Annotated in this window: 7 protein-coding genes; all 7 read right to left on the bottom strand. The window is 36.6% G+C overall.

Features of this window, described 5'->3' with window-relative positions:
* Positions 1-12 precede the first annotated feature (12 nt).
* Positions 13-3,282, bottom strand: coding sequence for a carboxypeptidase regulatory-like domain-containing protein (locus SJY09_RS14920; RefSeq protein WP_396636496.1), 3,270 nt, complete (start codon positions 3,280-3,282; stop codon positions 13-15).
* Positions 3,283-3,451: 169 nt separating this feature from the next.
* On the bottom strand, positions 3,452-5,089 hold the full coding sequence (gene pgi / locus SJY09_RS14915; RefSeq protein ID WP_396638642.1) for a glucose-6-phosphate isomerase: 1,638 nt from the start codon (positions 5,087-5,089) through the stop codon (positions 3,452-3,454).
* Positions 5,076-6,368, bottom strand: a complete 1,293-nt coding sequence (locus tag SJY09_RS14910) for a peptidoglycan DD-metalloendopeptidase family protein (protein WP_396636495.1) — start codon at positions 6,366-6,368, stop codon at positions 5,076-5,078. Before SJY09_RS14910 ends, pgi begins: the two co-directional genes overlap by 14 nt.
* 2 nt (positions 6,369-6,370) lie before the next feature.
* On the bottom strand, positions 6,371-7,339 hold the full coding sequence (locus tag SJY09_RS14905; RefSeq protein WP_396636494.1) for a tryptophan 2,3-dioxygenase family protein: 969 nt from the start codon (positions 7,337-7,339) through the stop codon (positions 6,371-6,373).
* Between the two features lie 7 nt (positions 7,340-7,346).
* Entirely contained in the window at positions 7,347-8,126 is a 780-nt protein-coding gene (locus tag SJY09_RS14900) for a DUF3108 domain-containing protein (RefSeq protein WP_396636493.1), read from the bottom strand.
* Positions 8,127-8,461: 335 nt separating this feature from the next.
* Positions 8,462-10,771: a patatin-like phospholipase family protein gene (locus tag SJY09_RS14895; protein WP_396636492.1), complete on the bottom strand. Its 2,310-nt coding sequence runs from the start codon at positions 10,769-10,771 to the stop codon at positions 8,462-8,464.
* Positions 10,755-12,542 (bottom strand): excinuclease ABC subunit UvrC, encoded by a 1,788-nt coding sequence (gene uvrC / locus SJY09_RS14890; RefSeq protein ID WP_396636491.1) that lies wholly within the window; start codon positions 12,540-12,542, stop codon positions 10,755-10,757. The genes SJY09_RS14895 and uvrC overlap by 17 nt, the downstream gene beginning before the upstream one ends.
* Positions 12,543-12,737 lie beyond the last annotated feature (195 nt).

The following is a 12,737-nucleotide window of genomic DNA, read 5'->3' as shown; positions in this document are numbered from 1 at the left end:
TTTAATTAGTTCTTAGTTAAAAATGTATCTAAGACCTAATTGTGCCTGCCATCTAGAAGATTGAATACCTTCATCATCAAATTCTATAAAATCAGGATTACCATTCTCATCCATAACTCCTTGGTTAATGCTAAAAACTGGAACATCACCACTAGAATTAATTGTAGTTAATGGACTTACTTCGCTACGAGCAAATTTTAATCTACCCCAATCTTTGTTCAATAAATTAGTGAAATTGAAAACATCTGCGGTTAATTGAATTGTATGTTTTTTATTTCCAACATTAAAAGATAAATCTTGAAGAAATTTCAAATCTACAATATGGCTCCAAGGTCCTCTTTCGGCATTACGTTCTGCGTAACCTCCTCTATTTTCTCTTAGGTAATCATTACTGTTAATGAAATTATCCAATTGCGCCCATTGTGCGGCCTGCTCGGCATCATCACCTGTAAACTGTATTTGATCAGGAGTTGCAGGAATGAAAATCAGCGCATTATCTCTAGAATCGTCGTTTAGTATGTCTCGACCCTCTCTGTAACTAAAGCTATAAGGACTTCCTTGAAATCCTTGGTATAGTAATGCAATCGTTGTTTTTACATTGTCATTCCAAGAAATCTGATATGAGGCGTCTGCAACTATACGATTCCCTAATGCAAAATCAGAACGAGTGACAGGAAGATTAGGTGAATTTTTACCGTTAACTGTCAAAATATTTCTCCATTGCGAACTGTTCTGAGATGAAGTACCATCAAATATTTTATTTGATTCACCATACGTATACGAAACAGAACCAGCAAAGCCATTTTCAAAAGGCTTTCTTAATGTAAATGTCGCATTTGTAGCATTACCCCCTCCCGTATTGGAAGCAAGTATTATTCTACCATAGGTATCATCGATTTCATCACCTCTATTATAAAAAGGTCTGGAGTCAGCTCCTTGATAGTTGCCAACCGGTCCTCTAAGGTTCAAGTTCTCATAGTAGATATCTGTAATGACATCAGTATACAAGAAATCAGCAGAAGCAATTAAATTCCATAATGGCAACTTTTGGTCAATAGCAATGTTATACTTTATTACCTGTGGTAGTTTAAAATCTTCAGCTATAAGATCAATATTACCACCTAAACCACCCGATCCTGGTGCAACATTTTTAAATTGATTATTAACATCCGGTTCAAAAGGCTGTCCAGCTCCAGGACCAAAGAACGTGGCATCAAAAGCAAAACCACCCGTAACACCATTATTATTGTAAGTACCGCCAGGCCATACCAAAGGTAATCTTGAAGTAAACACACCGATACCACCGCGAACTTGTGTGGTTCCTTGACCATTTACGTCCCAGTTAAATCCTAATCTTGGTGCGAACATAGCTACACCGACACCTTGTCCGACTCTTGCACCCTGCAAGTCTTTACCTGCAGCTTCTAATAAAGGTATGGTATTCGTGTTAAAAGCCTCGTTAGCCGTTCCATCTTCCCAAGTTGGAATATCAATACGAGCACCTATACTCAATTTAAAGTCATCCGTCATCTGAACATCATCTTGAACATAAAACCCTGCCTGGAATGTTTTAAAATCTGCAGAACCGTTTGATTCGTCTCCTACGGTACCATCTCCAACTAATGAATACCCATGTTGATATTCATTAGCAATTTGACCTGTAAGAAATTGATTTAAACCGCTAGAGATTAAATCTCCATCATCATTAAATTGGTCTTCAAAAAGATAAGAGCCGAAGTTAAAGGCGAAAAATAAGTTCTTAACCGTAGCAAATTCTAGGTTAGCACCTAAAGTAACGGTGTGCTTCCCTGCGTAAATTTCAAAGTTGTTCGTAATTGTTGTGTAATCTGTATTTAACAAGTTAGCTGTTGAAAATGGCTCAGAACCAAAATCAATAGTTCCGTCACCATCTTGTATTTCTACAGTGGGAAATGGATCTCCAGAAGGGTCGCGATCATCTCTTACAGAAGTGTGACCAATTATTAAATTGTTACTGTACTTGTTTCCAAAACGTGAACTTAATTCTAAAGCTGTAGAATTCGTGTTTGAAACAAAGAATTCAGACCCATTGATAAAGCCTATTCCACGATTTCCAGAACCTCTAGCTTCTAGGTTTTCTGCACCTACGTAACTATGTCTTAAAGATAGATTGTGATTTTCATTAATATTCCAATCTAATTTAGCAACGAAGGTATTACTTTCTAAAGTTCGAGTATTGTCATCAAAAATTCCCGGGTTATAGTCAAAGTTATTTTGTAAGAAACTACTTAGGCCTGCTAAGTCGGCCTCAGATGAACGACCTGTGTAATTGCTAAAAATAAAAGGTTGAGGAATTTCAGTTTCATTACGTTCATAATTCAAAAAGAAAAATAACTTATCCTCAATTAACGGACCACCAACTCGGACTCCATAAGTATTAGCAGAAAAATCACTTACTTTCTCTGCTTCATCACCTTCATTCAATAAAGCCGTGGGTGTTTTTCCAACTAAACCTTCATTTCTAGTGAAAAAATATGCAGAACCTTCCAAATTATTAGAACCAGAACGAGTAATTGCATTTATTGACCCTCCAGAAAAACCAGATTGCCTAACGTCAAAAGGAGCTATATTTATTTGAAAAGTTTCAATAGCATCCACGGATAGTGGATTCACACCTGTTTGGCCACCATTAGTCCCTGAACCAGCCAAACCAAAAACATCATTGTTTACGGCACCATCAACATATATAGCGTTATATCTATTGTTTTGCCCAGCTAGCGATATAGAAAAACCATCATCTCCTTCACTTAATTGCGCTTGAGGTGTTAGCCTGACAAAATCAGCAATAGATCGAGATGCTGCAGGTGTTGTTGCAACTTGTCTCTGGGAAATATTAGTGTTTGTTCCTGTTTTATTAGAACCAAAGACTCCGTTAGAGACCCCAGTAACTACAACTTCGTCCAAAGCAGTTGCGGATTCCGTTAGATTTGCATTTATTCTTTCTGTCTGACCCAAATTTAAATAAACGTTTTCGCGAACGAAATCATTAAATCCTACATAGGATATAGTCACTTTATACGGCCCACCTACACGCATGTTGGCAATCCTATAGTAACCATCAAAATCAGAAATTGCGCCATACGTGGTTCCTGAGGGAACGTGAACAGCAACTACATTTGCTCCTAAAAGTGGCTCTTCAGCAGCGTCTGTAATCTTACCACCCATTGAGGATGTGGTAACTCCTTGTGAGAATGCAGATGCTGCAATGAGTAGCGCAACAAATGCTAAATACATTTTTTTCATTTCTAGTGTGTGTTAGTTTTTAACTTGCTGCAAAAGTCCTGTATTTTTGAACTTCTAACGTTAAGGGAACGTTAAATCAGCCTCCTTAAATTTAAGTTAAAAATGTTATAACAAGCACTGTAAATGAATAAGTTATGAAGTGTTATTAAAAAATTAATAAACAGGCGGTTTAACTCTTAAAATATTGCAGAAGTCGCAATGTAGAGCTATCATGATTTGATATTTCCGAACGCTCTATATCTTTAAGTATAGTTCCTGCCAATTGTTTCCCTAACTCTACACCCCACTGGTCATAGCTAAATATATTCCACAGCACGCCTTGTACAAAAATCTTATGTTCATAAAGGGCGATTAAGCTACCAAGACTTTTTGGAGTAAGCTTATCTATTAACAACGTATTTGTGGGATTATTACCGGCAAATACCTTAAAGGGCGCTAATTTTTCTATTTCTGCTTCCGACATGTTCTTCCCCTTAAGCTCTGCTATCACTTCTTCCTTAGTCTTTCCGTTCATAAGCGCCTCGGTCTGCGCAAAGAAGTTGGCCATTAATTTATTATGATGGTCTGTGTTCCCATGAAGTGAATGCTTGAAACCAATAAAATCAGTTGGAATTAATTTTGTGCCTTGGTGTATTAATTGAAAAAATGCGTGTTGCGAATTGGTTCCCGGCTCACCCCAGATAATGGTTCCTGTTTGGTAGGCAACCGTTTCGCCGTTCCTGTCCACACTTTTACCGTTACTCTCCATTATGCCCTGTTGCAAATAGGCCGAAAATCTACTTAAGTATTGCGTATAGGGTATTATAGCTTCTGTTTCGGCATTATAAAAATTGTTATACCAAACACTTATTAAAGCCATTACCATTGGAATATTCTCGGAAAACTCAGTTTCTTTAAAATGAACATCCATTTCATTGGCACCCTGCAGCATTTCATCAAATGACTCAAAACCTACCGCCAATGATATAGAAAGCCCTACGGCGCTCCACAAAGAAAATCTGCCGCCTACCCAATCCCACATAGGGAAAACATGTTCACTAGAAATACCAAATTCTGCTATTTTCTCTGTGTTGGTAGAAACGGCTGCAAAATGCTTGGCAATATCTTCTTGTGTACCATACTCTAAAAACCACTTTTTAATAGTTGTGGCGTTACTTAGTGTTTCTTGTGTAGTAAATGTTTTGGAAACAACAACGAACAATGTGGTCTCCGGATTTAGTTTCTTTAATACTTCTTGTGCGTGATCACCATCAACATTACTTACAAAATGTAAGTCTAAATGATTTTTATAAAATTTTAAGGCGTCTACGACCATTGCTGGCCCTAAGTCCGAACCACCGATCCCTATATTAACCACATCTGTAAAGGCCTTTCCTGTATATCCTTTTTTATCGCCATTGATAATTGCGTCACTAAAAGCTTTCATTTGCTCTTTAACCGCATAAACTTCTTCTACCACATTTTTTCCATCAACTAAGACCTCCTCTCCTTTTTTAGCTCTTAATGCCGTATGCAACACTGCACGACCCTCTGTCTCATTAATAGCATCTCCTGAAAAGTACTTTTGTATAGCCCCTTCCAAATCCATTTCTTTAGCCAATTCTAAAAGTAACTGTAAGGTTTCTTGAGTAATTCTATTCTTGGAAAAGTCTAAAAAGAAATCATTCCATTTAATACTTAGATTATCCGCTCTATCCTCCTCTAAGGAGAAAAGCGCTTTCAAATGTGTGTTTTTTGAGGCTGAATGGTGTTCTTTTAACTTGTTCCAGCTGTTGGTCGTTGTAGGATCTATGCTATTTAGTGACATTTTCATCATTAATGGTTAGTAAATCTTCTTCATTTGCCTTAGGCTCAGGATAGACGATACAGTCTAACTGTTCCTTAATCGGCGCTATATAAGCAAAGTAATCTGGCCTTAAAGGTTCTGCCAATGGCTCGGCCAAGGGTAATTTTTCTCTTAAGGGATCTACCTGTCTTCCGTTTTTCCAAAAACGATAGCAAACGTGGGGGCCGCCGGTATTTCCAGTCATTCCAATCCATCCTATGACATCTCCTTGGCGTACAAATTCTCCCTTTTTTACGTTTTGAGCCTTCATGTGTAGGTACTGCGTACTGTACGTTCCATTATGTCTAATTTTTACATACTTTCCGTTTCCGCCCCTACGCGTAGATTCGGTTACGGTACCATCTGCAGTAGCCATAATAGGAGTTCCTATAGGTGCCGCATAATCGGTACCCTTGTGTGGACGCAGTTTGTAACCGTAATACCGTATGCGGCGTTTCAAATTATATCTAGATGATATTCTACTAAATTTAACCGGCGCTCTTAAAAATGTTCTCCTTAGATTATTTGCTTCTTCATCGAAATAATCTACGATATTCTTTAAGGAATCATTCTCATAGGCAAAGGCATAAATGGGCCTTCCATTATGTTCAAAATAAGCGGACTCTATGGGCTCTGCCCCAGCATAAATGGAATCGTTTATATATTTCTCTTTGTAAATAACCTTAAACTTATCTCCTTTTTGTAATCTAAAGAAATCAATAGTCCAAGCATATATTTCTGATAAATTATTGGTTACGTTATAATCTATACCCTGATCCAATATGGCCTCGGACAAAGAAGTCTCTATAACCCCAGAAGCTTCACGTTCTACATATTTAACCTTTTTCTTATTTCTATAGGCCAGCACACTGTCCCTTAAATCTATTACGGTATAATTAATAGGGTCATTCTCATAAATAAAAACCTGGGCTTTTTCTAGTGTATCCTTGGATTTTAGGATTAAGTAAGGTTTTCCCACCCTAATTTTACGTACGTCAAAAGTATCTCTGTATTCCTCGGATATCTTTGTGATCTTGGGATAATCTACCTTATTTTTTAACATTAACTCTCCAAAACTATCCCCATACTTAACAGTATCTTGCTGAACTGCAAAGTCTTCCAAATTAAAACCAAAATGAGTAACGATAGGATCTTCTATAGGGCTGATTTTCATTGATTCATAATCAATTGTCGCCTCTTTATCTTCCTTACATGAGAACACTACTACCAATGCCAATATTACGCCCCAATATTTTTGCATTCTTATTTTCTTATTTTATCTGGATTAAAATTATGGTCTACCCATTGTTTACCCCATTCATTTAACTCTTGTTGGGTATAAATCTTTGGAAAAAAAACGATTTTCTGAAAACTAGGGGGAAGATAGTTTTTCCAGTTAGTACCGCCTGTAGCATCTAAGTTTCCCGCTTCCTTCCCCAAATAGCGATGTGCAGAACCCATGTGCATCAAAGGCCAATTAACGTTTGCATTTACATCTAAACTTTTTAGCGCTTCTATCAATTGTTTGTTTTGCCTTTGCTCTTTTGAAAGGGACAAGTATTTATGGCAAATGGTATTATCTTTTACTTGTTTGGATATCCGGATAAGTCTAGGTGTATATCTATATTCAAACTGCTTTAGGGTCAAGGTTTTTTCACCTGTTGCAATATCCGTAGCCCCTTTTTTCCAATAAATATTCTCATAAAGCTCCTCAATAGAATTCTTAGACGAAAAATCAGCTCTTTTGGTATAGTGAACCAAATTTTCAAGAGGCGTTGCATACAATTCTATCATCCTATATTGAGCGGACTGGAAACCACTTGCTGGGAGTAAGGCCATTCTATACTGTAGAAATTGTTCGCGCTCCATTCCTTTTATCATAATACCAAATGAGGAAATAAGTGCCGTATAATAACTATTTATTCGCCTTACTTTTTCAAGGAAAAAATCTAACTTTTGAGACTTATCATCCACCAATTGCTTTTGCTCGTGTAAAATGAGCTTAAAATACAACTCCGTAATCTGATGATACATGATGAAAATTTCCTCATCGGGAAAATGTGTTCTAGGAACTTGGAGACTTAATAAGGTGTCTAAGTGGATATAGTCCCAATAGGTAAGATAGCGTTGGTATAATAAGCCGTCTAAATAGGAGCTGATATCTTGGCCTGAATCTTTATATTTCTCTTCAAGTTTTGAGATTTGAGATTGAATCTTCTCCTTTTCCTCCATTATTATGCTAATCCATTACTATCTTAAATTGATGTTTTAAACCATTATACCCATCTAAATCAGCTTTTATAGCTCCAACGGCCAAATCTGCCTTTATTCTAATTGGAATCCGATTATCATCATTAGAAACCCAAAGCGATAAGCTTTCTTGTTCCTTAAAGACCCTGCCGGATTGCACTAACGGTCTAAACTTAAGACATTCTACTTTACCGTATTTGGTGCGTACTATTTCTTTGCCTAAGTATTTCAGCTTAAAATTGAAAACACCATCATCGTCGTAAAGCATTTTTAAATCTATGGTTTCCCCTTTTGTTAAATCCTTAGGTGTATAATTATTCCTAAGAAAATAGAAAGCGGAAATTAAATCTTGAATGCTATCCTGTAAAGCAAAATTAAACTTTTTCTTGTTCTTCTTATCATTTAGAACAGCTTTGTCCTTTTCGTGGTCAAAATTTATCTCTACATCCTTGGTATAGCCCCCTTCATTAATTTTTCTGATAAACCTGTACGGCTTCCCATCATGTTTATCAAAATAGCTTTCATAGGTGTCATCTACCTTAAAAAACCAACTGGCAACACCAGTGGTCTCTCCATGCCCTACCACATGATAAACGGGTATAGAGTCTATTTTAGCGTTCTTTACCTGCAAGGTTGCATAGCTCGCATTTAAGAATCCGTAATGCATTCTAAATTTAAGCCACTCCCCAGATTCAAAAGCAGATTGCGTGTTCTGAGCGTACAGGCCAGAAAAAGCTACCAAACAAATTATTAGAAAAGTTCTCTTCATAACAAGGGGTTTACAGGTTAAAATTACAAATTGAAGTAGTACCTATACTATACTTAACAGTATCTTAAACAAATTTTATTCCAAAGTATTGTATAAAAAAAGCCCAGTTTTAAAACTGGGCTTTTCCTAAATAACCAACCAAACTTTAAATTATGAAAAACCAATACTTAAAGTTGTAAGGGAACCACCCCTTACTGATGTAAAATTAAGACAACAAAATGGTAGCCAAGTAGCTTTTAACGTACTTTAACGCTTACCTTAACAGTAATTCACACTTGGTAGACTTTATTGGGAATTTGTTAAGATGTTTTTTAGGGCATCTGCGGCTCTTAACCCTAGAACCAATATCCAAGACTAAAGAATACATTATAATTATCTCCTTCTGGAGACCAAGAATAAATGACTTGCACAGGGCCTAAGAAAGATTCCCAACCATAACCAATACCATAACCCGAAAAATCCGGGGTAGTAAACCATTCTCCTGTTCTAAATATATCATCCTCCACATTAGCAAAATTCGCTGCAAATAAAAAGTGGTTTTTCTTTGCAAATTCATAATCTAACCTGGCATATGCCTTTACGTAACTGTTCCCGGGCAAACTCAAAAAGTCGTACCCATAAAAAGGAATAAAGTTGTTAATTAAATTAGTGCCAAAGCCACCGAGAACAAAATCGAACGAAGTAACACCTGATGTTCCCAACTTAAAACCTCCTTCCGTTTCTACATTAAGGGAAAGATTTTTCGCCAATGGAAAGGCTGTTCCCATCCTTGCCTTTGACACCGAGAAATCCTTAAAGTTTTCATTAAAATCCGATGACAAAAGGTAATAATGAAAATCCCCATCAAAAAACAATCCTTTAGTAGGGAAATACTTATCATCATAGGTGTCAAATCTTAACTTTCCATAGGTACTGAAAAAATTACTTTTTTCAAAAAAAGCTCTTTCTGAGGAAGAACCTAATGTAAGGGCATTCTCGGCAGTTGTGTTAGAAAAATCAGCCAAGGTTCTTGTACTGTATTTCAAAAATTTGTGCTCAACACCTAATTCAAATGCAAATTCCTCCCTTAAAACAGTTTGTACATACATCTGGTTCGTGAAATCCGTGACATCTAGATTTATAGTATTAACATTGGTACCGATAGGAACATCAAAATTATTCCTGATAATATTAAAATCAATCTCCTCTTCAAAATCATTGAACCTAGAATTTATCCCAAAACTCCAGTAACTTCCTTTATCTATATAATATTCAAAATTATATCTTACGTTATCCCCTAAAATCAAATCTAATGATACGACATCGTTCTTAAAGGCCAAATCTTTCTTCGTGTAATTTAAGATGGCAGCACTCTTGTACAGATCATCATAATGTGCTCCTATTCTGAAAAAAGTTTTGTTCGGTGATTCCTCTAGTCTTAAGATTAAATCTTCCCCCAAACCGTTTGAAACTAATTTATATCTGCTAGTACTAAAATTACCAGTGGCCGAAAGATTACTTATGCCCTGCTGTAATTTCTCGAAAGTGACCTTCTCCCCTAGTTTAAACCTCAGCTTACCCTTGACGTATCCCCGTGTATAATTATCATCCCCTGTGATAATTAATCGATTTATCATTATGGAATCTTTTAATCCTATAGCCTCGAACGGTTCTTTTACTTTTCTGGACTTTGATGCAATCTCCTGTAACTCACTCAACTTTTGAACGGCAGCCGATTCTCCGCTCTTAATTATTTCATCAGCCTTGTTAAACTCTATAACCGAGTAATTTTCAATTTGCGGTTTTATATAGATATCTGTTTTTTCTGTTTTTTCAACCATATCCTCAACAGTTCTATAATTGTTGATTTGCAACAGAATTTCCGTTGCAGAAAGCAGCTCTTCCCTATTGGACAAACCGTGTTGAACATCAACACCAATGATGACATCAGCGCCCATTTCCTTTACTTTTTCTATTGGATAATTGTTGACAACACCCCCATCTATCAAGACCTTATCATCTATGGTAGAGGGCTCAAAAAGAGAAGGCAATGTTCCACTGGCCATAATTACTTCTGGCAAATAACCTGAATTTAATATTACTTCTTTCCCCGTTTCAATATCCGTTGCAACGCATACGAATGGAATAGGTAGTTGTGAAAAATCGTTTATATCCTTAACATGGTACAAAAGACGTATCAATTCATTATAAATATTTTGACCTCCGGAATAAGCAGGAGGTACAGCAACCTTAAAATTATCAAAAGGCAATGTCAGCGCATAGCGTTCAGAATCTTCCTTCTCATAAAACGTTTTGGCATTTCTAGGCAAATTATCCTGTATTAGACCATAGAAATCCGTATTTCTAAATAAAGAATCTAGTTCTGATGCTGAATAACCTGAGGCATACAAAGCCCCGATAATAGCCCCCATACTTGTCCCTCCTATATAATCTATTTGAACGCCAGCCTCTTCAATTACCTTTAAGGCACCAATATGGGCCAGTCCTTTTGCGCCTCCGCCACTGAGTACCAAGCCCACTTTTACCTCCTTTGAATCACTCGCTACCTGAGCGCTAATGCCAAGACTAAAGCAAAACATGGCTATAAGATAAATCACCCTTATGCCCAAAACGCTCCCTGATATATCCTTACTGAAAAGTTTCATACACAATTTTGGCTTTGGCTGCTCCTATAACTTCAGTTATGCTTGGCAATGAAGCTTCTTTTATCCTTTTAACCGACTTAAAATGCTTGAGCAATTCTTTTGCGGTTTTTTCTCCTATTCCTTTAATACCTTCAAGTTCGGAATTTATTGCTGCTTTACTTCTTTTATTTCTATGAAAAGTAATCCCGAATCTATGTGCCTCGTTACGTAATTGTTGAATTATTTTCAGGCTTTCAGATTTCTTATCCAAATAAAGCGGAATGGGGTCTTCAGGAAAGTATATTTCTTCCAACCTCTTAGCTATTCCTATTATTGCAATTTTTCCTCTCAATTCTAAAATATCCAAACTTTTTAAGGCCGAAGATAACTGCCCTTTTCCACCATCGATTACGATGAGCTGCGGCAAAGGAACTTCTTCTTCTAGCAATCTTTTATACCTTCTATACACTACCTCTTCCATAGAGGCAAAATCATCTGGACCAATTACCGTTTTAATATTGTAATGTCTGTACTCTTTTTTAGACGGTTTTCCATTTCTAAATACCACACAGGCGGCGACCGGATTACTTCCCTGTATATTACTATTATCAAAACATTCTATATGCCTGGGTTCTGCAGACAACCTTAAGTCTTTCTGCATTTGGGCCATAATTCTATTGGTATGCCGGTCCGGATCTATAATCTTTATTTGATTAAATCGCTCCTGTCTAAAAAACTTTGCGTTGCGCTCGGAAAGCTCCAAGATTCTTTTCTTATCACCTAATTTGGGTAGTGTTATTTTCAAGGCTGCATCTAGTGTTACCTTAAAAGGCAGGTACAGCTCCTTTGACTTAGAATTAAAGCGTTGTCGAATTTCCACAATGGCCAATTGTAACAGTTCTTCGTCCTTCTCGTCTAATTTTTTCTTTATTTCCATGGTATGCGAACGCACAATGGATCCATGGGAAAGTTGAAGGAAATTCACATAGGCAAACGCATTATCGGAAATAATGGAAAATACATCCACATTACTAATCTTAGGATTAACAATAGTAGATTTCACTTGGTAATTTTCTAATATATCTATCTTTTCCTTTATCTGTTGGGCCTCCTCAAAGCGCATATCCGCAGCCAAATTTTTCATCTGTCCTTTGAAATACTGCAAGGAAGATTTGAAATTTCCCTTAACTATCTCTCTAATATCAGCAATTTGACGATTGTACTCCTCCTCTGTTTGTAAGTCCTCGCAAGGCCCTTTACAATTCCCTAAATGGTATTCCAGACAGACTTTGTACTTACCAGCCTTTATTTTTTCACGAGAAAGATCATACTTGCAGGTACGTAACGGATAAACACTCTTTATAAGGTCTAATAGTGTGCGTACCGTCTTCATGCTGGTATAAGGACCAAAATACTCCGAACCGTCCTTTATCAACTTTCGTGTTGGAAACAGCCTTGGAAATCTTTCATTTTTCAAACAAATCCAGGGGTAGGACTTATCATCCTTTAATAACACGTTATACCTTGGCCTATACTTTTTTATAAGATTATTTTCCAGTAATAAAGCGTCCGATTCCGTAGGAACAACAATATGTTTTATCGCCTCTATTTTCTTGACGAGCACTCTGGTCTTACCATACTCATGATTTTTGGTAAAATAAGACGATACCCTCTTTTTTAGGTTCTTAGCCTTGCCTACATATAAGATAGTTCCCTCCAAATCATAGAACTGATAAACTCCCGGATTTGTAGGAAGTGAAGTTAATTGAACATCAATGGGAATTTTAGACATAAAAAACTGATGGAAACTTACTAATATAAAATTACAGTTGAAATTACTCTGTTTTGATAAATTGGGAACCAATTTTCTAACTTTTAACGTGATTTTATTTCTTGAATTAAAGCATTACCTGTGTTTTAATAAGGTTTTTATCTTTTCTGCCTGTTGTAGTGAAATTTATTTTTCTCTTTGAATAAAATTACCTTT

This window comes from Maribacter sp. R77961, assembly GCF_044594925.1.
Taxonomy (GTDB): domain Bacteria; phylum Bacteroidota; class Bacteroidia; order Flavobacteriales; family Flavobacteriaceae; genus Maribacter.
Note: the sequence above shows the minus strand (reverse complement) of the source record. Positions and strands in the feature narration are given on the sequence as shown.